We start from the raw sequence: 20,961 nt of genomic DNA, 5'->3' as shown, positions 1-20,961 counted from the left end.
CCTCTCTACATTTCACTCAGTATGCCTGAGATATTCCAGCAAACCACCTGCCTGCATTATCTTGATCTCAAGTGCCGACAGAGTACGCGCCTGCAACTTTTCACCGCGTGTCTCGTTTTTTATCGATCCGCTACTCACATCAATCTCCAAAATGTCGCCATCGGCCAGCTTTCCGGTATTTTCCAATATTAAGATCGGCAAACCTGTGTTCACACAATTCCGGTGGAATATACGTGCGAATGATTCGGCAATCACAACCGCTATCCCGATACCCTTGATTGCTACTGGCGCGTGCTCGCGTGACGAACCGCAACCGAAGTTCCTGCCGGCAACAATAATATCACCGGTGCTCACGCCGCTTTTGAATTCATCACCCCGATCAGTGCCTTCCATCGCATGACGCGCCATCTCAGCCTTGTCAGTCAAGGGCAGATACTTGCCCGGATAGATCTGGTCTGTATCGATATCATCACCGAATTTCCAAACACGTCCTCTCGCCGTCATAAACTCCTCGGATCAGTAATCTCACCCTTCAGAGCTGTCGCTGCGGCGGTCGCAGGCGATGCAAGGTACACATTCGCACCCTTGCCGAGTTTCCCCACAAAATTACGGTTGGAAGTAGAAACCATTGTCTCGCCTGGAGCGAGTATCCCGGGATGCCCGGTCGTACAGAGAGCACAACCTGGGTTGGTAACGACCGCGCCGCTGGCAAGGAAAATCTCGTGAACACCAGAACGCACCGCCTCCTTTGCCACGTCGATTGTCGCCGGCACAACGACCAATCTCAACCCATCTCTTATCCTGTGCCCATTCAATATTCTTGCGGCCGTTTGCAGATCTTCGTGACGGCCATTCGTACAAGAACCAATGAAAACTTGATCGACCTTTACCCCGGCTACATCGGCCACATCCCTCACATTATCGGGCGAGTGAGGACAGGCCACCTGGGGGACAAGATCGTCGACGGAGAACTCGTAGGTCTCACAGTATCTTGAATCCTGGTCTGCCGATATTCGCTCAAGCGGTTCTTCGGTGCGTACCCTGATAAAATCCAGCACTTGTTCATCCGGTACTATGAAACCAACATCGCCGGACATCTCGGTAACAAGACTGGTCACGGTAATACGCTCCGACAGATTCATGGATGCTACGGTCTCGCCGGAAAATTCGATCGCCTTATTGAGGGCGCCGCTTGTCGTGAGTTCTTTGACTATCGAAAGAATTAGATCCTTCGCTCCAACAAAATCCATGAATTTGCCGCTGACTTCGATCTTAATCGTCTCCGGGACCTGGAACCAGAGTTTACCCTTGTACATTGCACCGGCTATATCAGTAGTACCCATGCCAAAACCGGCGGCACCCACTGCTCCAAGGAGATTCATGTGACTGTCAGTACCCACGATAACATCCCATGGTTTCACCAAGCCGTTCTCTAAGAGTATATGCTGCCCTATGCCTGTATTCACATCGAACAGTCGCACACCCTGGCGCCGCGCAAAATCCCGCAGTATCTTCTGGTTCTCTGCAACCTTCTCATTACGCGCCGGAATATGGAGGTCAAAAGTTATCGCTACCCTGTCCGGGTCGAACACCGGCTGAGTACCGTAGCAACTTTCATATTCCTGAATGACATTGGGACCGCCAAAATCACGCATGGCAACAAGGTTCAACCTCGCCCATAAATAGTCACCGGGCTTAACATCCCTGCCGGCCGCACGTGAGAAGATCTTTTCAATGATGGTCATTTCTATTTAGATGATTAAATCTCCCTCTAACATTTATCAGCGATCGCTTCGGCCATCTCTAAACTCGTAGCATTGCCACCCATGTCATAGGTGCGGGTTTTGCCTTCTCTTATGACCGCTGAGACGGCATCCTCCACCCGTTTTGCCGCATTCGTATCACCAAGCCATTCGAGCATCATCCTGGCAGCCAGAACCGTCGCTATAGGATTTACCTTGTACATGCCTGCATACTTCGGTGCAGATCCGTGAGTTGGTTCGAATACTGCGTAATCGACCCCTATGTTGCCGCTTGAACCGAAACCCAGCCCGCCGGTCATCTGGGCGCACAGATCAGAAATGATATCACCGTAGAGATTCGGGGCAACCAGCACATCGTAATCATGGGGTCTTTTCAGCAGCCACTGGCAGAGTGAATCAACGTTCGCGTCATCCGGTTGGATTTCAGAATATGATTTCGCCACATCATAGAAGATCTCAAGAAACAGTCCATCCGTTGCCCTGACCACATTAGCCTTGTGGACGCACGTCACCTTCTTGCGCTTCTCCTTCCTGGCAAAATCGAATGCCGCTTCGATTATCCGCCGGCACCCCTTCGGAGTATTAACTTTGATGGAAATCGCAGCATCTCGCGCCACTTTTTCCATGCCTTTTATCTTCAACATCTCTTCGGGTACCGGATAGTATTCAACACCTGAATAAAGGTCCTCGGTATTTTCCCGGAATATGACAAAATCAATGTTCTCTTTATAGTTCAATGGATTACCAGGGTAGGCACGACACGGTCTGCGGCAAATGTAAAGATCGAATAACTGCCGCATGCGAACGATCGGACTCCGGTATACGTAACCTTTGTTCTGCAATGTTTTATCAAGCTCTTTGTCCGCAACCATCTTCGGCTTTGAAGTAATCGCTCCGAACATTGCCGCATCGGTATCCTTCATCAGATCGATCGTTCTCGTTGGAAGGGGATCCCCTTCCTTGCACCAAAATTCCCAACCGATATCGCCGTGCACATATTCTGCATCAAATTCAATTTTGTCAAGGACTATCTTGGTCGCATCGAGTACATCCTTACCAATACCATCACCTGGCAACCAGGCGATCCTATGTTTTGCCATCTCATTCTCCTTTGCGATCAGTGCCGTAACTCAATGAGGAAACCAGTCCTCTGTACCTGCATAGATGTACCACTTCGCCGGACACGCCGAAGCCGTCGAATGCAGATCTCGATTCTCTTTTTTTATTGTTGATTGACCGTACCTTGATAGATACGCCACTTCTTGTAAAGCTTCCCCCCCATTTTCTTGATGCCGTTGTTGACTTGGTGATTGTCCTCCAGAGTCCAGGAAAGTTCGCCTCCCTTGTACCCGAGTCGTTTACCCGCCTTAAAGGACTCCAGATATAACAGTGATTCCAGACCCATTTTTTGAAATTCCTTACGGACACCCATGATCACGAGTCTGACTTCCGTTATCTTCCGTTTGTAGTAGAGGAATTTTAGCATCTCGATCAAACCGAGATTGCCGTTGAGCTTCTTCAATACCTCATTATAATTGGGGACGCTCAACGATACCCCAACTGGTATGTTATTTACCTCGACTACGATCACTAATTCCGGCACTAGCAGGGGTTTGAGGACCCTGGCTATTTCTTTGAATTCCGATTCGGTCATCGCCACAGCACCCCAATTGGGACTCCAAGCATCGTTGTAAATTTCGCGGATCTTTCTTAATTCATTCGAGAAATCATTCATGTTAACAGGACGGACTTTTATATCCTGGATGCGCCGGCGGACGATGGATGTGATACGCTCAAGGTATTCGATCGGTGCATCGTCGGTATTGACGTAATATGCGTAGAGGTCCTTGGCTTTTTTCAAGCCCGATGCCAGTGCAAGATCGTGGTAGTATTCTGGGGTGAAGGTCATCATGATAAAGGGCGACGAAAAATATCCCTCCAGCAGAAATCCACATTCGTCATTCGTCGACGGATTCATCGGTCCTATGAATTTGTCCATACCTTTTTCGCGGTGGAATTTTCCCGCCGCTGCATAGAGTGCCTGCGCTACTTCGGCATCATTCTCACATTCAAAGAAACCAAAATACCCGGTGTTCTCTTTCCAGCATTCAACATAATTTCGGTCCACGATTGCCGCTATCCTACCGACCAGATGTTCTTTTCGATAAGCAAGTAACAACTCCCGCTCCGAATGCTCCCAGAAAGGATTCTGGGACATATCGAACAGATGATACACGTCCTTCCTCAGTGGAGGAACCCAGTACCTATCATTCTTATAAAGTTGATATGGGAATTCCACGAATTCTTTGAGTTGCTCTTCGTTTCCGACATGGACAATCGAAATCATTTTATCAACCCGATTTCCCTGGCGCATTTGGCAAAAGTATCGAGTACTATCTCTATGTCTTCATCGGTATGTGTTGCCATATAACTGGTCCTTATCAACGCCCGGCCTGGAGGTGTCGCGGGAGATATCACAGGATTGGCAAACACGTGATTGGTAAATAACATCTTCCACAACATGAAACAGGTCTCGTCGGCGCCTACGATTACCGGCACTACCGGGGTCTCAGACTCCCCCACATCGAGTCCGATACTCTTGAAACCTTCTAATATACGCTCGGTTATTTCCCAGAGCCGACGCCGACGTTCCGGCTCGGACTTGATTATATCCAGTGAAAACTGAGCGCTCGCGACCGCCGCAGGTGTCATGCTGGCTGAAAAGATCAACGCCCGCGCCGTGTGTTTTATGTGTGTAATCACATCCTTTTCCCCAACGGCGAAACCACCGAGCGACGCAAATGCTTTGCTGAAAGTCCCCATTATCAGATCCACATCATCTAACACTCCAAAATGCTCGCAGGCACCTCGCCCATGCTCCCCAAGCACTCCGATGCCGTGCGCGTCATCAACAAGGAGCCTGGTATTATACTTCTTTTTCAGCCGCACAATCTCACTGAGGTTGGCCAGATCACCCTCCATGCTGAAGACTCCATCGACGATAATGAGCTTCCCTTTATCGTCCGGCAGAGACTGGAGTATCCGCTCAAGCTCCTCCATGTTGTTATGAGGATATTTTTTGACAACACCGAATGACAGACGACATCCATCGATGATCGAAGCATGATTTTGACGGTCGATAATAATAATGTCATCCTTGCCGACGATCGAGGATATGATACCAAGATTGGTCTGGAACCCGGTAGAAAAGACAACAGCCCCTCCCTTATTGAAGAATTCAGCGAGTTCGTTTTCCAGCTTTAAGTGGATGTCGAGCGTCCCATTGAGAAAACGTGACCCGGAACACGTTGAACCATATTTCCGCACCGCATCGATAACAGCCTCTTTCATCCGCGGATCAGCCGCAAGACCAAGATAGCCGTTTGAGCCGATCATGATGTACTCCTCACCATGAATTTTAACACGATGGTCCTGGGTGGATTCGATGGGCGTGAAATAGGGATATATCCCTGACTGCTTCGCTGTTTCTACCGTTTTAACGATTGTATCGCACTTCTTGAATAGATCCATTTAGGCAATTATACACATAGGCACGAACAAGTCAATATTGGCCATATTTCATCTCTTCTTGGTGGTTATGTGTCTGAGGAACCATTTCATGTCGAATATCTTGTCGAGCTCCGCATCGTCGAGAAACCCGTTGATTTGGCGGTCAGACTTGGCGACCGTTCTCAGATGAGTCTTCGTCTGAACTGCCACGAAGGATGCTTTCTGCACGATGCTGTAAGCGCGTACACGTTCCATGCCCTTCTCAATGAGCGCGTTCATAAGACGCTGGGATGCGTACACACCCTGGCTCATATCAATATTCTCCTTCATGCGATCCGGAAATACTTGAAGGTTCCCGATGACCCACAGCATCTTTTCGGTAATATAGTGTACCAGGTGTAGCATATCAGGAAAGATCACACGTTCAACGGATGAGTTCGTGAGGTCTCTTTCATGCCACAAACTCACATTTTCCAGGCAACTGAACATGTAGCCACGGATGACCTTAACAAGTCCGCATACCCGCTCGCAGATGATCGGGTTCTTTTTGTGCGGCATGGCCGATGAACCCTTCTGCCCCTTAGTGAAAGGCTCCGAGACTTCCCCTATTTCGGAACGCGAAAGGTTGCGTATCTCAGTGGCGATGCGTTCCAGCCCACACGCATACAGGGTATAAGCTGCAGCCAGTTCTCCGAAACGATCCCGCGGCAAAACTTGAGTGCTCACGGGTTCTGGTTTAAGACCCAATTTCCGCATGACTTTTTTTTCGATCCGCGGTGGTAAAATTGTATAAGTACCAACAGCGCCAGATAATTTGCCGTATGATATGTTCTTCTTCGCGTTCAATAACCTGTTATGGTTTCTCTGCGCCTCCTCGTACCACGATGCTACCTTGTAGCCGAAGGTAATTGGCTGGGCAAAGACACCATGCGTCCTCCCTATTTGAGGGCAGTTCCTGTATTTTATACTGAGTCTATGCAGTTGTTCGCATAATCGACTAATGTCTTTCAGAATAACGTCAGTTGCCTGTATAATGATCAGGACGAAGGCGGTATCGACGAGATCGTAGGAAGTCATCCCGAAGTGGAGCCACCGCCCTTCTTTCGTAACCCTCTCGCGTACAGCCTCAAGGAATGCAATGACGTCATGATTCGTTATCTTCTCGATTTGCTCTACCCGCTCCGGCGTCACCTTGACCTTCTTCAATCTGCGGCTCAATCCCTTTGGTATGATATGCTCAGCCTCTTCGACTTCGGCAACGACCCTTTCAACATCAAGCCATACCTGAAACTTATACTCCTGGCTCAGTATCCTGGTAAGTCCTTCAGTCTGATAACGTTTTATCATAATCCTAAATAAAGTTGGACAATACGACCATTACGGTCAATGATAATGCTCATATCACGCTGGTACTTTGATGCCCTCTGGAAATCTGTTTTGTTATGGATGCGTGTATTGCCGACCATCAGAATTACATCACCCGGCGCAATACCGAGTCTATTACCCAGGCTGTTTGGATCGACCTTTGTAACAACCACACCCTCATTATATGCAAGACTATATTTACGAACAAGTTCTTTATTTATGTCCTGAACATGCATACCGTAAACCACGACCCTCGTTTTGAGAAGGTCGGATTCTTTGAATTCTTCGACCACAAAGCTGGCATTTATCGTTTCGGTCTTACGCTTCAGGGTTAAATCGAGCTTATCGCCAACGTAGACATTCGCAACCAATCTGTTCCAGTCTGCAATCCCTGAAACCGTCTTCCCGTTTATGCTAACTATCCGATCACCATCTTTGATCCCTGCTTTGCTCGCAGCACTCTCAGAGTCAACCGCGCTGACGGCAACAGTGCCCTCCCGGACTTGCACGGGTGTGGTGCTGTCCTGAGCGACCTCGGCTATCCATAATCCGACCCACGGGATTCTCACCCGTCCGTGCTGGCGAGTTTCATCTATGAATTTCTTAACATCGTTTATCGGCCGGGCAAATCCAATACCTTCAGATCCGCCACCCGAGGTAAATATCGCCGTATTCAAGCCGACAACCTCCCCGAGAACATTGACCAAAGGCCCGCCAGAATTACCAGGATTTATCGCGGCATCGGTCTGGATCATGTTCTTGTATATCCGGTCTTCCCTTGTCGACTTGATCGAGCGATTCAATGCCGAGACAACTCCGACCGTCACCGTAGGCCGTGTGTCTTCAAGTAGAAAACCGAAGGGATTACCGAACGCGACGACCCATTCACCGATCATCAACTCATCCGAATTCCCCAATTCAGCATAAGGAAATTCGGCCCCATCGATCTTGAGAAGGGCCAGGTCATGAGTGACATCCGCAGCAATCAGAAGCCCCTCAAACTGGCGGCTGTCCGGCAGCGTAATATTAATACGAGTCGCGTTCGATATCACATGCTCATTTGTTACAATATAACCGTCCTGGGATATGATCAATCCTGTACCAAGACTCCTTATCTGCTGACGGTAGTAGCGCTCCGGGAAAAAATCCCCGAAGAAATTACGGAAGAAATCATCCGCGAAAGGTGAATAGAAAGGCGAAGCAGACACGACTTTCGTCTGAACGACGGTTAGCGAGACGACCGAGGGGCTGACCTTTTGCGCCGCTACAACGATCGCGTTTGCCCTCTGCCTGGATATCTCATCGCCAAGACTCACCAACTGCGCATCTTCGTAGTAATAGGTTCTGGGTCTAGGCCTGAGCCAAATGTACAATTGGACCGCAGCCAGGCCAATGATAATACCTGCAAAGATAAGCAAAAAATCACTGCGTTTCATATTCAATACTCGGATTTTATCCTCCCCTGGAAAAAACCGACCGCTCAATATTTAACTTCACTAAGAAACAAACCTTGTGGTGGTGCAAAATTAACCTCGCCTGTGCGTTCATCGAAAAAGGCTGGAACATCGGCGAGCGTGAACCTTCGCCGGCTAAGGTCAACCATGAAACCTACGATGCCACGAACCATCTTACGTAAAAACCTGTCGCCTTCTATTTTGACAACGATCTGAGTATCTTCATGCGTTACGGATATCTGCTGCACGTTGCATAAGGTATTGTCGCTTCCATTATGCACTGAGAAGTTCTTGAAATCCCTCTTTCCCGCGAGTAAAGGAATCGACTTTTGCATCATCGTAACATCAGGCATTTGTTTGAGATACCAACTGTAACGTAACTTGAATGGCGAGGGCTCCAGTGTGAGATGGTAATCGTAGATTTTACTCTTAGCCCAGTACCTGCTATGGAACTCGTCCGGAACAACCGCGATATCTTTGACATACAGGTCATCCCCGACCAACGAGTTCATACCCTTTCTTAAAGAGAACAGCGGAATCTGCGTTTCTGTATGAAAGTTGGCGACCTGCCCGAGCGCGTGAACTCCCTGATCGGTCCTCCCGGCACCGATCAGTTTTATTTCCTCCCCGGTGATCTTTCTTAGTGCGTTCTGCAATTCACCTTGTACCGTTCTCTTGGCTGGCTGGTATTGCCAACCGAAAAAACGAGTTCCATCATATTCAACTAAAACGCTCAAATTCCGCATCTGTTCAATTATAGCCAAAAGAACACATAAATCAATAATAGTTGTCAAAAGAGTATGGGGATTTTGTTTGGCTGCTGTGGAATGCTGGCATCACGCCAGAGGTAGTCTGACCGAAAATGTAGTACCTGTACCGAACCTGCTCCTTACCACAATGCTACCGCCATGGGCTTCGATTATATTCTTGGCGATCGCAAGACCCAGCCCAGTGCCACCTTTCTTCGTCGTGAAGAACGGTTCGAAGATCTTCTTAAGGTCCTGCTTTTTCATACCCCCACCGTGGTCACGGATCTCAACACGCCCAAATTTCGTATTCTGAGATGTAATAATTTCTATCGTGCCATCCTTTTTGCTTACCTCGTAGGCGTTATTGATTATATTGGTGAATCCTGATTTCAATTTGTTCAGGTCGGCGAGCACAAAGAAATCGGCATCCTTTCTCTTCACGTTCAGCTTTCGCTCATTAGTTCTTAACATGCTGCCAAGTATCGCTTCACTTATCACTTCGCTTATCATTACGCGGTTCTTGTTTTTGGGTGTGAACTGAGAGAAATTAAGAAAATCGGTTACTATTTCATTCAATCTTTTTGTTTCCTTCAGCGCAATGTCGATGAATGGTGCTACGCTCTTGCGGCGTTTAGTGTCACGGATAACCTCAAGCGAGCCCCTGATAGACGACAGAGGATTACGAATTTCGTGCGCGAGCGAACCTCCCAGTTCGGCAAGCAGTTTTGTCTGGCTGGTAATTCTGGCATTCTCCTCAAGCTTCCTGATCTCGGTCATGTCCTGGAGTATAGCAAGACCGGCTTTGCCTTTGAATATGCAGGCATATGATACTACGTAATAGCGGTTACCGAATTTCAACTCTATCGACTTCCTCGTGCCGCGGTCTTTCAAGAACCTTGCGACGTGTAGGTGAACCGTGGCGCGTAACCGGCTGTCGCCAATATTACTATACAGTATGTCGCCTTTGCTATCCACGGTTATCACACCAGAAGGTAAATTCTTTATTATATCTTCGGTCGTCAGACGGAGACGGGTAGCCTCCTCGACCCGCCGTAGATAGCTCTCAGATAGTCCTCCGCTCAATATCCCCATCAACAGAAAAAGGAGAGCAAAAACATAAAAGCGATACATTACCATTGAGGCTGTATAGCCTTCGATCCCGCGGCTCTCGACGAATACCAACCCCAGGAAGAAAAGAGCAACAGTTAGCGATATGATATACGCGCCGCGTTTGTATAGATAAATGGAACTTGCCAGAATCAAGATCGCGTATAACAAAGGGAACATGCTCTCAATCCCGCCCGTATAGTGAATAACTGCACCAACCAGAGGAATATCGGAGAAGAATATTGTGTAGAGCAAGGTATTCTCAGGTATTATCCTGCGTAATAACAGAAAAGCTACTGCGAGTATGACCGACATGATGATCAAATACCATGAAGGATTGGGTTCACGGTAAAGAGGCGGATAAGAGGTTAGCAGAATGAATGCTACTATGAATGGATGAAGTACAATTAAACCGGAAACCCGGCTGATCTTAGCTGGATATTTCATTGCTGTATTTCCCTGCCAACACGGCGAGTAAAATCATCTCGCATTACTACAGTACACGCCGGTTTTCGCTTTTTCCCTACTCCATAATTGTTCCGGCGAGTTGGAAGATCGGCAGGTACATTGAAATGACTATGAAACCAACAACCCCGCCTAAAACGACCATGATCACAGGCTCAAGTGCACTGGTCAAGTTCTCAACGGCCTGGTCTACCTCTGAATCATAAAAATCGGCGACCTTTGCGAGCATCTCATCCAGACCACCAGAGGCCTCACCGATCGCAATCATTTGAGTCACCATGGGAGGAAAGACAGCGGTCTTCGTCAACGGATCGGCAATATTCTCACCGCCCTTGATAGAAGAGCGTGCTTTTAGAATCGCATCTTCAATTACCCAGTTGCCGGAACTCTTAGCGGTAATCTCAAGTGCGTCGATGATAGGAACACCGCTGGACAGCAAGGTCGAGAGCGTTCTCGATAACCGCGCAATTGATTGTTTGCGGATCAGGTTACCGAAAACAGGAAGCTTCAGCAGTAATGGGTCGATCGTCTTTGCCCCGGATTCAGTCTTGTGCCAACGTCGTGCGATAGTAAAAAACGCAATGAATACTAGCACCAATGGTATTGCCCAGACCTTGAGAAGATTTGACATCCCGACCACCAATTGTGTCATTGGAGGTAGTTGTGCTCCCACCCCTTCAAACATTTTCGCGAATATCGGAATGACGAAGATGAGAAGGATGGCAATCGCCATGATCGCCACGGATAGAATGATGATCGGATATATCATGGCACCACGGATCTTGCGCACGAGCGCGGCTGATTTTTCAAGATAATTCGCAAGACGCACGAGGATCACATCAAGTGCACCACCAGTCTCGCCCGATTCGACCATGTTGACGTAGAGATTGTCAAAAACCTTTGGCTGACGGCGCAAGGCATCGGCTAAAGAAAGACCGCCCTCGACGTCAGTTCTCACCTCACCCAAGACCCGGCGTAGAGCCTGACTCTCTGTCTGCTTGGCAAGGATCTCCAAGCAACTCAACAATGGTAATCCGGCATTGAGCATCGTGGCAAATTGCCTCGTGAAGACTGCCAGAGCACGTCGCGAAACACGAATACCAAATAGCCCAAGACCCTTCTTTTCCTCCTTGATCTTGATGGATGTCGGAATTATTTTCTTCTGGCGTAAAGCAGCGACAACATCGGCCTGTGAACTAGCGGCAATCTCACCACTTGCTGCGGCGCCTGTGGCCGTCCTACCCTTCCAGACAAATAATGGCATCGAACCTCCTTATTCTGACCCCGAATTGCCGGGGTGCATTGTCTCTCTTGTTATATTAATGTAGAATATGAACCTAACCGATAATGCTACGATAAATAGACAATAAAGCCCGCTCATTAATCTCTCATTTCAACACGGGTGACTTCTGTTCCACCATGTGCTCGAATTCCTCAATATTGGGTGAGTAATCGAATGCCGTCTCAAGCGTTACCAACCGTTTTGCATACAGCGTGTAGAGCGCCTGATTCATTGTCTGCATTCCATATTTCTGGCCGGCCTGGATTGATGAATAAATCTGATGTTCCTTCTCATCCCTTATCAATGCTCTTATCGCCGGTGTACCAACCATGATCTCAGCGGAAAGGACCCTGCCACCGCCGATTTTTGGCAACAGTTGCTGAGTCAAGACCGCCTCAACTACGAATGCGAGCTGCGACCGGACTTGCCCCTGCTGGTGTGGCGGGAACACGTCGATGATACGATGTATTGATTCAGCAGCAGAGTTTGTGTGGAGTGTCGCAAGGGTAAGATGACCAGTTTCGGCTATTGTCAACGTTGTGCCGATAGTTTCAGGGTCACGCATCTCACCCACCATAACAACATCCGGATCCTCACGCAGCACATACTTCAACGCATTGGCGAAAGATTTTGTGTCGCTGCCTATCTGACGTTGGTTAACGATCGCTTTTTTGTGTCGGAAAAGATACTCAATGGGGTCCTCCACGCTAACGATATGACAGCGCCTTTCACTATTTACGCGATCAATAAGAGCCGCAAGGGTTGTGGACTTACCGCAACCGGTAGGACCGGTGACCAGTATCAATCCCTTCGGTCTTTTTGCCAGTTGCTCGACCACGCCTGGTATGCCGAGCTCCTTGAACCCCCTGATCTCAAAGGGGATGGTACGAATAGCTGCTGCAGCGCTACCCCGCTGTTGAAAACAGTTACCGCGGAAACGGGATAAACCTGCAATTCCGAACGAGAAATCCAATTCCCATTCCATTTCGAACTTCTTCTTCTGTTGATCGTTCAGCACGCTGTATATCAAGTTTTGTATGACCTCTGGCGTCATTATCTCGTAATTGGTCGGCACTAATTCCCCATCTATACGAAACATCGGCGGCGCGCCCGTTGTCAGGTGAAGATCCGTAGAGTTCCTTTGAACCATTTCCTCCAAAAGTTGCCTCATTGAAACCGGCATTTTACCTCCTTAATTTCTAAACTCCATGCTTACTTAGAAAGATACTGTCTCTCTCATTAACTCTTCAACAGTAGTAACGCCCTGTTTAACCTTGTCAATGCCGTCATCCCGCAGCGTAAACATGCCTTCCTTTTCGGCCTGCTTGGCTATATCATCGGAACTCGCGCCTTTCAGAATCATGGAACGCATGTCCGAAGATAAAGGCATGACTTCGTAAAGACCGATACGGCCCTTGTATCCGGTCTGATTACAGTTCGGGCATCCTTTTCCCCTAAAAATCATATTATCTGGCAGAGCACCTTTCGGAATCCCTGCTTCTTCGAGTAACTTCGGATCTGCCTCTATTTTCTCTCGACACTGAGGACAAATACGCCGTACTAAACGTTGTGCCTGTATCAATATCAGAGCACTCGATACCAAATAAGGTGGCACACCGATATCAATCAAGCGGTTTATCGTAGTCGGTGCATCATTCGTATGGATCGTCGAGAAAACGAGATGTCCGGTGAGTGCGGCGCGAATTGCGATTTCTGCAGTTTCAGAGTCCCGAATCTCACCGACGAGGATTATGTTTGGCGCCTGGCGCAGAAAAGCCCTTAATGCATTGGAGAAGGTGAGCCCGATTTCCTCATGAACCTGTATCTGGTTGATACCATGAAGATTATACTCAACCGGGTCTTCGATCGTCATGATCTGCCGGTCGGGGCTGTTCATGCGGGCAAGCGTTGAATACAGAGTTGTTGTTTTGCCGCTCCCTGTCGGTCCCGTGATCAATATGATGCCATACGGACTCTCAATGCTTCTTAGGTATTTCTTCAGCGAATCCTCGCCAAATCCAAGTTTTGTCAGGTCCAGCATCAGAGAACTGCGGTCGAGGATTCTCATCACAATCTTCTCGCCGTATAACGTAGGAATGGCCGAAACACGCAAATCGATCATCTTAGTACCAACCAAGATATTGATCCGGCCGTCCTGGCAGAGACGCCTCTCGGCAATATCCATCTTTGCCATCAACTTGAGTCTTGTTATAATACCCGCTTTCATGTTAAAGGGCGGCAGCTGTTGTTCGCGCAGCACACCATCAATACGAAATCTTATTCTTACGTGTTTTTCATAAGGTTCGACGTGTATGTCCGACGCTTCTTTGTTAACCGCATCCGCAATGTAGAAATTAACAATACGGATAACCGGTCCACCCTCAGCATCGGCACGCAATTTGGTTTCTTCAATGTCCTCTTCAAACCCCGTTTCAAGCAGTTCGAGGTCCTCGACGTCCAGTTCTTTCGTTTCAGTGGCGGCTTCCACCCTAACCTCGGCCAATCCTTTCTCCATTTTGTAGTAACGATCAAGCGCATCACGAATACTTGACTCCGACGCAAGCACCGGACTGATTTCCTTACCGGTAATGAATCGTAAGTCTTCTATGGCACTGATGTCAGTCGGATCGACCATTGCGACTGTCAAGTATCGACCTTTGACATCAATGGGCAGAACTTCGTAGTGATATGCTTTTTCTGCCGGAATTCTATCCAAAACTTTTTTATCTGGTATTACATAATCCAGATCGACCACCTCCATCCTGTAGAGGTTACTCAACTGAGCAAGTAATTTGCCTTCTGAGACATAGTTGCGCCCGTTTAAAATACTTATGAGACGCTGCCCGGTATCTTTTTTCTCACGCACCGCTTCACGCAACTGTTCTTCGGTTAAAAGACCCTGCTTGACTAAATAGGTTCCCAGTTTCTCTTCCACTACTCCACCTTTGTTTCGCGGATGACCTCTTCGAGGGTCGTCACGCCATCCCTTAATTTGTTCAACGCAGAATCGCGGAGAGTAATCATGCCTTCCCCAACCGCAGTTTTCTCAATGTCAGCGTTTGATGCTCTCTTCAGAATCGCCTCTCTGATCGGCGCAGTCACGAGTAGCGTCTCGAACACACCGATCCTCCCTTTATAGCCAGTGCCCCGGCAGTGCTTGCAGCCATCACCGCGATAAAGCTTGAAATCAATTTTCTTTGGATTGACGCCCGCATCGGTCAGAACTTCATTTGAATATTCTATTTCCTTGCGGCATTTGGGACAGACCTTCCTCAACAACCGCTGCGACTCAACGGCCAGCAGGGTTGAAGCAATGAGAAATGGTTCAACGTCCATGTTGATCAATCTTGTCACCGTTGCCGCGGCCGAGTTTGTATGTACAGTAGAAAGAACAAGATGTCCGGTCAATGATGCACGGATCGCAATCTCGGCAGTCTCCAGGTCACGGATTTCACCTACCATTATGATATTCGGGTCCTGTCGTAGATATGCCCGCAGGGCAGATGCAAATGTCAAACCTATTCTTTCGTTCACCTGTAACTGGTTTACACCGCCGAGTGAGTATTCGATAGGGTCTTCGGCAGTGATAATGTTCAAACCGGGATCATTTAGCTCGGTTAAGGCCGAGTAAAGTGTTGTAGTTTTTCCTGAACCGGTTGGGCCAGTCACGAGGACGATACCGTACGGCGTCTTTATTGCCCGGCGGAGGCACTTCAAACTCTCCGCCTCAAAACCAAGGAGGTCCAGATTCAGCTGAATCGCGGACCGGTCAAGGATTCTCAACGCGACCTTCTCTCCAAAGAGGGTGGGAACAGTGGACACACGGATGTCGATGATTTTGTTCTGCACCCTGGCTTTTATCCGGCCGTCTTGGGGTAGCCTTTTCTCTTCAACTTTCAGTTTTGCCATGACCTTGATGACCGTCGCCAGAGCCCTGTTCAATTTCTTAGGGGGTTTCATCACCTCGTGTAACATACCATCAATTCGATAACGGACACGCATGTCACTCTCATATGGCTCGATGTGTACGTCAGATACATTGAGGATAACCGCGTCGCTGATAATTTTGCTGGAGAGTTTGAGAGCAGGCCCGCTATCGCTGTCATCAACGACGCTTGCCAGATCCTCTTCCTTTCTCTCCTTTACTTCGACTTCGCCCTTGTTCTCCATGTCACCAGCGGCATCGGCCATGTCCATTTCAAACATGACGTCGGAGAAAATACGTTGAACATGGTAGTGGCTCTCGATTATCTTCGCAATATCCTCAATATTAGCGACAACCGGTTCGATCTCAAAACCGGTTGCGAACTTTATGTCCTCGATCGCAGCCATGTCATGAGGGTCAAGCATTGCCAGAGTTAGTTTGCGACCGAATCTCGACACGGGAACGACCATGTATTTGGCTGCGATATCACCCGGCAGAAGTTTCAGGACTGATTCATTGGGTTGTTTTGCTCTCAAGTCAACAGACCTTACTCCGAAATGCTTCGAAAGCGCTTGCAGTAATTCTTCTTCAGATATGAAGCCCATCCTAATGAGTGTAGCGCCGAGCCTTTCACCATCTGTCTTCTGCTCCTCAACGGCCTGCGCCAGCATATCTTCGCTGATTAACCCTTGATTTACCAATACTTCGCCGAGCTTCATAATCTATAAATAATACAAATAAATAATAATTTGTCAAGAGAAAAGACCATTCTGCGGGGGAAAAACGCTAAAAAATCGACATAAATGTAGCATAATGATTTTGAGCATATTCCACGCAATCATTTTCTGATTGAATACCCCCGCATTTATCGTCTACCTCGTTCCTGTCTCAGACACATGTTGACACGATGACTATTTATGCTATATTTCCATGTGTTATTAGGTATTGACCGCCTGGTTACCGAGGATTTCAGGTCGCTCAAGGGGATGAAAATAGGTCTGCTGTCGATGTCTTCATGCTGTGATTCAAGGCTCATCCCTACAATCTCACTACTCGCAAGTGCAAAAAGGACAAAGATCGTGGCTCTATTTGCGCCTGAACACGGATTGCACGGAGCTCTGCAGGATCAGATAGCCGTCCCTGATTCGACTCATGACGCAGGAATAAGAATACAAAGCCTGTACGGCAGACAACGAAAGCCCGCCCTGGCAGCACTGGAGGACACTGAGGCGATTGTCATCGACCTACAGGATATTGGCGCGCGCTACTATACGTTTCTGTGGTCAGCCGTGTTGATGATAAAGCAAGCGGCAAAGAGCAACAAGATCATCTTTGTTCTCGACCGTCCGAACCCGCTCAATGGGATTGACGTGCAGGGCCCAGTGCTCGATGCTACTTTTGCATCATTCGTTGGACTTTATTCCGTACCAATACGTCATGGCATGACCATTGGTGAGATGTGTGCCATGCTCAACCAAACAGAGAATTTAAAGGCCGATCTCAGAATAGTAAAAATGCGTGGCTGGCGCCGCAGTGATCATTACGATCAGACTTCCCTGTTCTGGAACATGCCCTCGCCAAACATGCCCCATTTCTCGACAGCAATGATCTATCCGGGGATGTGTCTCATCGAAGGGACGAACGTGTCCGAGGGACGAGGCACAACACGGCCGTTTGAGATATTCGGCGCACCGTGGGTCGATGCCAAGCGCTTGCTCTGTGAACTCAACAGAAAACGCATCCCAGGAGCGGCTTTCAGGCCCGTTCACTTCATACCAACCTTTCATAAGTATCGCGGCGAGTTGTGCGCAGGTCTCCAAATATATGTGAAGGACTGCAGAAAATTCAAACCCATAACAGCAGGTCTTGAAATTATCAGAACACTTTATCGGCTCTTCCCAGGCTCCTTCCGCTGGCGTGATCCGCCTTATGAGTTTGAGAAGAAGAAAATGCCCTTTGATATACTGATCGGTAACCGTTGGGTCAGAGAAGGGATTGAACAAGGCGCCAGGATCAGAACATTACAGGAGCGCTGGATGCCTGAGCTGAAAAAGTACAGAATGGCAAGAAAGAAATATCTACTTTATTAACTATGAAAGCTATACTGTTGGCGGCGGGTTACGGGAATAGATTGAAACCATTAACCGATGTGATACCAAAACCACTCCTTCCGATAGTAGACACTTGCATGATCGACATAAACCTCGGACGCCTCCTGAATGCAGGAGCATCATGCGTCGGAATCAATCTATTCCACAAACATGAAATCATTGAACATCATCTTAAAAAATACGACCGGCGTGTGTTTCCAGTGGTAGAAGATATGTTGAAAGGCACGGGCGGCGCGTTCCTTAATTTCCGAGATTTCACTGAAGATAATTTCATAATGCAGTCCGCTGATGTGATTTCAGATATCAGTTATGAAGAAATCTTTGATTTTCACAAAAAACACAGACCGATCGCCACGCTGGTGATGGTCCGTCACCAGGGAACAAAATTCAGAATCGATAAAGAAAACCGGGTCGACCGGATTTTAGGTTACGACTCAACCCCGTACACGTACGCCGGCATCGGTGTATTTTCGAGCAGAATATACTCTTTTCTGCCCGAGAAACCGGCATTCACAATACTCGAAGTACTAAGAAACGTTTTTAGAAAGAATGAACCGATCCTGGGGATACCTTCTGTGATGCATTGGTACAACATAAATTCATACTATGATTATTGGAAAATACACGGTGATTTGTTACAAGGAAGGACCACGCTTGATGGACTAAAATACCAATCACCCATCTACATCGCGCCCTCGAGCCGGGTAGAAACCGAAGAACTGCGCGGATTCGTAAGTATTGCCGACAATTGCAGAATCGCCAAAGGCGTGTGCCTGGAGAACACAATTGTCCTGCCCGGAACCTCGCTCTCGACTGGCCGCTATCGAAATTGTGTGATTTCCGATTCCCTCAGGATAGCAGTTGCATGAAGGTTGGTGATATAGTCCAGGGCTACAAGCTGACAGAAAGAATCGACCGGGGCGGTTCCGACCGTGAGTTCTTCCGCTGCACAAAAGACAATACCCCCTTCATCATGGTCTACGACAAAGACGTCGAGCAGTACCTGAAATTGCAGCAGCATCTGGCAAAAAGAAAAATCGCAGTTCCGGAAATATACTGGTATGATATTGAGAAAAGAATTATGGTGCAGGAAGACCTCGGTTCGCGTTCTCTCTATGAAATGAGCAGGTCGGGCATTGGTCTGCATGCCATATACAGGCAGGTCATCGATGAACTCATCCGGCTACAAGTAGAAGGCAGACCCGGCGTCTCCGTAGAATGTCACTATGATGCCGAACACATACGCTGGGAACAAGAATATTTTCGCAAGTTTTTTCTCATTCAATATTGCGGGATCACGCAAGACGCATCAAGGAGCATCGATATCGACCTCGAGGGCATCGCTAAGCGCATCCTGCAATTGGCAGAACCCATAAGCGACTATCTAATGCATCGCGATTTTCAATCTCAGAATATATACTACAAGGAAAATAGAATCCGGATCATTGATTTTCAATCAGCGAGAATAGGTCCTTTAACTTATGATCTTGGAGCCCTGCTCAGAGATGCATACGCAGAGGTCGACCAGCAAACCGAGTACGAACTCTTTAACTACTACCATTCACAGCTACAGAAAAAGGGGATCGCTATCGCCCGGGAAGAATTATGGCAGATCTACAGACTGACTGCGCTGCAGCGCGGCATGCAGGCACTTGGTGCCTTCGCTAATCTTTCTTTGAACAAAAACAAGACCCACTTTCTTAAATACATACCACGCGGAATTCAACTGTTGGCACAAGGATCGAAGGATACTGAATACAGGATGCTTCATTCAATAATATCCTCACTACAAGCCTGATATCATGGCCTTCAACGAATTAGACCATTTTCTCACCGATCTGGTTGACAAAAGAAAAATCCCTGGCTTTGTATGCTGGGTCGGCAATCTCAGTACATCGTTTTTTCAGAAGACATACGGTTATGCACAAATCAAACCGCAGAAAGTCCGCATGAGCGGGGATACGGTATTCGACCTGGCATCGCTGACCAAACCGCTTGTGACCGCCCTATTGGTGATGCTTTTGTGGGAGAAAGGAATGTTGAGCATCGAACATGCACTGGAGAATTTCCTGCCGGTGTTTAAGGGAAAACCAAATGCAAAGAAATCTATCAGGCAACTCATGACACATACGTGTGGGTTGCCGGCGTGGTATCCAACATATCTGATACCGGAGGCGACCAGGCTCGAATTTCTATCCAATCTCAGCGCCACTGATGAAGAACCCGTATATTCCTGTTTAGGATATATAATACTCGGTAAGATAATCGAAAGTGTCGCCGGAACGGGACTCGACAGTTGTTTTGAACAAAATGTGACTAGAAAATTAGGGTTCCATACGCTTGGATTCGGTCCTGTATTTGACAAAAAAACAGTTGCAGCAACCGAGCTGGGTAATGAACACGAACGGACAATGGCAGGCCGCCACGGCGATGTTTCTCGTATCGAATGGCGCAGGTACTTGATCCAGGGCGAGGTTCATGATGGCAACGCCTACTACAGTTATGGCGGAGTTGCAGGCAATGCAGGATTGTTCTCCAATCTTACCGACCTTGTTACAATAACCAGAGCATACCTGAGTGCGGAGCTGCTGAAACCAAATACGCTGTCTATGATGATAAAGGAGTGTGCAGGGAAAAACGAAAAACGCAACCTCGGTTGGCGCGTAGATCCATTCCCCGGATCGCTTTCACCTGATTCATTCGGTCACACCGGATTCACTGGCACCATGCTCGCGGTCGAGCCCCGGTCAAATCTGATAATAATATTACTCACAAATGCAGTGCACCCGAAGGTTCAGCTCGGATTGATGACACCGATACGACGCACTGTCGTTAGCATCGTTGCCCAAACGATGCATCTCAAAAATACTAATCCCTAAATACGAAATCCTAAATAATACCAAATATGAAAATCCCAATCATCAAAACGGTTAACGGGGGCATAACCTGGTTCTCGACTCCGCTCGAACAATAATCTATCCTTAACGCAATTAGCGAGAGTAACGAAAATAACGAACGTAACGGGAGTAACGATACTAGCGAGAATAACGAGTGCAACGGGAATAACGGAATTAACGAACGCAACGGGAGTAACGATAGCAACGTTCTTTAAAAGAGGTAATCTATCTGCAAATCTATTTTTGTAGTATTCTCTTTATCAGTATAATCGGATACCGGTATCCCTGGATGATCAGGATAGTAGACATCCGTGTTGTTATACAATCCAGTAT

At 47.8% G+C, this 20,961-nt stretch carries 17 protein-coding genes; 4 read left to right on the top strand and 13 right to left on the bottom strand.

What is annotated here, in order from left to right; genetic code table 11:
* Positions 1 to 12: 12 nt before the first annotated feature.
* From OEV79_08100 to pilB (OEV79_08040), 13 genes are all read right to left on the bottom strand, one after another.
* Positions 13 to 504, bottom strand: a complete 492-nt coding sequence (locus tag OEV79_08100; protein ID MDH4211396.1) for a 3-isopropylmalate dehydratase small subunit — start codon at positions 502 to 504, stop codon at positions 13 to 15.
* The gene (locus OEV79_08095) at positions 501 to 1,745 is read right to left on the bottom strand and encodes an aconitase/3-isopropylmalate dehydratase large subunit family protein (GenBank protein MDH4211395.1); all 1,245 of its coding nucleotides are present in this window, start codon (positions 1,743 to 1,745) and stop codon (positions 501 to 503) included. The genes OEV79_08100 and OEV79_08095 overlap by 4 nt, the downstream gene beginning before the upstream one ends.
* 26 nt (positions 1,746 to 1,771) lie before the next feature.
* The gene (locus OEV79_08090; GenBank protein ID MDH4211394.1) at positions 1,772 to 2,863 is read right to left on the bottom strand and encodes an isocitrate/isopropylmalate dehydrogenase family protein; all 1,092 of its coding nucleotides are present in this window, start codon (positions 2,861 to 2,863) and stop codon (positions 1,772 to 1,774) included.
* A 122-nt stretch (positions 2,864 to 2,985) separates the two neighbouring features.
* Positions 2,986 to 4,110 carry an N-acetyltransferase gene (locus OEV79_08085; GenBank protein MDH4211393.1) on the bottom strand — a complete coding sequence of 375 codons (1,125 nt, stop codon included), beginning with the start codon at positions 4,108 to 4,110 and terminating at the stop codon, positions 2,986 to 2,988.
* The gene (locus tag OEV79_08080; GenBank protein ID MDH4211392.1) at positions 4,107 to 5,294 is read right to left on the bottom strand and encodes a pyridoxal phosphate-dependent aminotransferase family protein; all 1,188 of its coding nucleotides are present in this window, start codon (positions 5,292 to 5,294) and stop codon (positions 4,107 to 4,109) included. The genes OEV79_08085 and OEV79_08080 overlap by 4 nt, the downstream gene beginning before the upstream one ends.
* Before the next feature lie 48 nt (positions 5,295 to 5,342).
* Entirely contained in the window at positions 5,343 to 6,620 is a 1,278-nt protein-coding gene (purB, locus tag OEV79_08075) for an adenylosuccinate lyase (protein ID MDH4211391.1), read from the bottom strand.
* Positions 6,617 to 8,074: a trypsin-like peptidase domain-containing protein gene (locus OEV79_08070; protein MDH4211390.1), complete on the bottom strand. Its 1,458-nt coding sequence runs from the start codon at positions 8,072 to 8,074 to the stop codon at positions 6,617 to 6,619. Before OEV79_08070 ends, purB begins: the two co-directional genes overlap by 4 nt.
* A gap of 44 nt (positions 8,075 to 8,118) precedes the next feature.
* Entirely contained in the window at positions 8,119 to 8,838 is a 720-nt protein-coding gene (gene truA, locus OEV79_08065; GenBank protein MDH4211389.1) for a tRNA pseudouridine(38-40) synthase TruA, read from the bottom strand.
* Positions 8,839 to 8,928: 90 nt separating this feature from the next.
* Positions 8,929 to 10,395, bottom strand: a complete 1,467-nt coding sequence (locus OEV79_08060) for an ATP-binding protein (GenBank protein MDH4211388.1) — start codon at positions 10,393 to 10,395, stop codon at positions 8,929 to 8,931.
* Between the two features lie 76 nt (positions 10,396 to 10,471).
* Positions 10,472 to 11,677: a type II secretion system F family protein gene (locus OEV79_08055; GenBank protein MDH4211387.1), complete on the bottom strand. Its 1,206-nt coding sequence runs from the start codon at positions 11,675 to 11,677 to the stop codon at positions 10,472 to 10,474.
* A 124-nt stretch (positions 11,678 to 11,801) separates the two neighbouring features.
* Positions 11,802 to 12,878, bottom strand: coding sequence for a type IV pilus twitching motility protein PilT (locus OEV79_08050; protein MDH4211386.1), 1,077 nt, complete (start codon positions 12,876 to 12,878; stop codon positions 11,802 to 11,804).
* Between the two features lie 33 nt (positions 12,879 to 12,911).
* Positions 12,912 to 14,630 carry a type IV-A pilus assembly ATPase PilB gene (pilB, locus tag OEV79_08045; GenBank protein MDH4211385.1) on the bottom strand — a complete coding sequence of 573 codons (1,719 nt, stop codon included), beginning with the start codon at positions 14,628 to 14,630 and terminating at the stop codon, positions 12,912 to 12,914.
* Complete coding sequence (gene pilB / locus OEV79_08040) at positions 14,630 to 16,339, bottom strand: type IV-A pilus assembly ATPase PilB (protein ID MDH4211384.1); 1,710 nt, start codon at positions 16,337 to 16,339, stop codon at positions 14,630 to 14,632. Before pilB (OEV79_08040) ends, pilB (OEV79_08045) begins: the two co-directional genes overlap by 1 nt.
* A gap of 213 nt (positions 16,340 to 16,552) precedes the next feature.
* Between pilB (OEV79_08040) and OEV79_08035 the strand changes: the two genes are divergently transcribed.
* Genes OEV79_08035 through OEV79_08020 form a run of 4 tightly spaced genes read left to right on the top strand, consistent with a single transcriptional unit; the run spans position 16,553 to position 20,610 of the window.
* On the top strand, positions 16,553 to 17,710 hold the full coding sequence (locus tag OEV79_08035) for a DUF1343 domain-containing protein (GenBank protein MDH4211383.1): 1,158 nt from the start codon (positions 16,553 to 16,555) through the stop codon (positions 17,708 to 17,710).
* A gap of 2 nt (positions 17,711 to 17,712) precedes the next feature.
* Complete coding sequence (locus OEV79_08030; GenBank protein ID MDH4211382.1) at positions 17,713 to 18,600, top strand: NDP-sugar synthase; 888 nt, start codon at positions 17,713 to 17,715, stop codon at positions 18,598 to 18,600.
* Positions 18,597 to 19,529, top strand: a complete 933-nt coding sequence (locus tag OEV79_08025; GenBank protein MDH4211381.1) for a phosphotransferase — start codon at positions 18,597 to 18,599, stop codon at positions 19,527 to 19,529. The genes OEV79_08030 and OEV79_08025 overlap by 4 nt, the downstream gene beginning before the upstream one ends.
* A 4-nt stretch (positions 19,530 to 19,533) precedes the next feature.
* A complete protein-coding gene (locus OEV79_08020; GenBank protein MDH4211380.1) occupies positions 19,534 to 20,610 on the top strand; it encodes a serine hydrolase in 1,077 nt (358 codons plus the stop codon).
* Positions 20,611 to 20,961 lie beyond the last annotated feature (351 nt).

This window comes from candidate division WOR-3 bacterium (genome assembly GCA_029858255.1).
Lineage (GTDB): Bacteria > Hydrothermota > Tepidihabitantia > SM23-42 > SM23-42 > SM23-42.
This window is presented reverse-complemented; position numbering and strand designations above follow the sequence as displayed.

Excerpts from the sequence above, each read along its gene's own strand:
- OEV79_08070 (MDH4211390.1), bottom strand. The coding sequence starts at position 8,074 with ATGAAACGCAGTGATTTTTTGCTTATCTTTGCAGGTATTATCATTGGC.
- purB (MDH4211391.1), bottom strand. The coding sequence starts at position 6,620 with ATGATAAAACGTTATCAGACTGAAGGACTTACCAGGATACTGAGCCAG.
- OEV79_08030 (MDH4211382.1), top strand. The coding sequence starts at position 17,713 with ATGAAAGCTATACTGTTGGCGGCGGGTTACGGGAATAGATTGAAACCA.
- OEV79_08100 (MDH4211396.1), bottom strand. The coding sequence starts at position 504 with ATGACGGCGAGAGGACGTGTTTGGAAATTCGGTGATGATATCGATACA.
- truA (MDH4211389.1), bottom strand. The coding sequence starts at position 8,838 with ATGCGGAATTTGAGCGTTTTAGTTGAATATGATGGAACTCGTTTTTTC.
- OEV79_08085 (MDH4211393.1), bottom strand. The coding sequence starts at position 4,110 with ATGATTTCGATTGTCCATGTCGGAAACGAAGAGCAACTCAAAGAATTC.
- OEV79_08080 (MDH4211392.1), bottom strand. The coding sequence starts at position 5,294 with ATGGATCTATTCAAGAAGTGCGATACAATCGTTAAAACGGTAGAAACA.
- OEV79_08050 (MDH4211386.1), bottom strand. The coding sequence starts at position 12,878 with ATGCCGGTTTCAATGAGGCAACTTTTGGAGGAAATGGTTCAAAGGAAC.
- OEV79_08090 (MDH4211394.1), bottom strand. The coding sequence starts at position 2,863 with ATGGCAAAACATAGGATCGCCTGGTTGCCAGGTGATGGTATTGGTAAG.
- OEV79_08020 (MDH4211380.1), top strand. The coding sequence starts at position 19,534 with ATGGCCTTCAACGAATTAGACCATTTTCTCACCGATCTGGTTGACAAA.
- OEV79_08025 (MDH4211381.1), top strand. The coding sequence starts at position 18,597 with ATGAAGGTTGGTGATATAGTCCAGGGCTACAAGCTGACAGAAAGAATC.
- OEV79_08060 (MDH4211388.1), bottom strand. The coding sequence starts at position 10,395 with ATGAAATATCCAGCTAAGATCAGCCGGGTTTCCGGTTTAATTGTACTT.
- OEV79_08095 (MDH4211395.1), bottom strand. The coding sequence starts at position 1,745 with ATGACCATCATTGAAAAGATCTTCTCACGTGCGGCCGGCAGGGATGTT.
- OEV79_08055 (MDH4211387.1), bottom strand. The coding sequence starts at position 11,677 with ATGCCATTATTTGTCTGGAAGGGTAGGACGGCCACAGGCGCCGCAGCA.
- pilB (MDH4211384.1), bottom strand. The coding sequence starts at position 16,339 with ATGAAGCTCGGCGAAGTATTGGTAAATCAAGGGTTAATCAGCGAAGAT.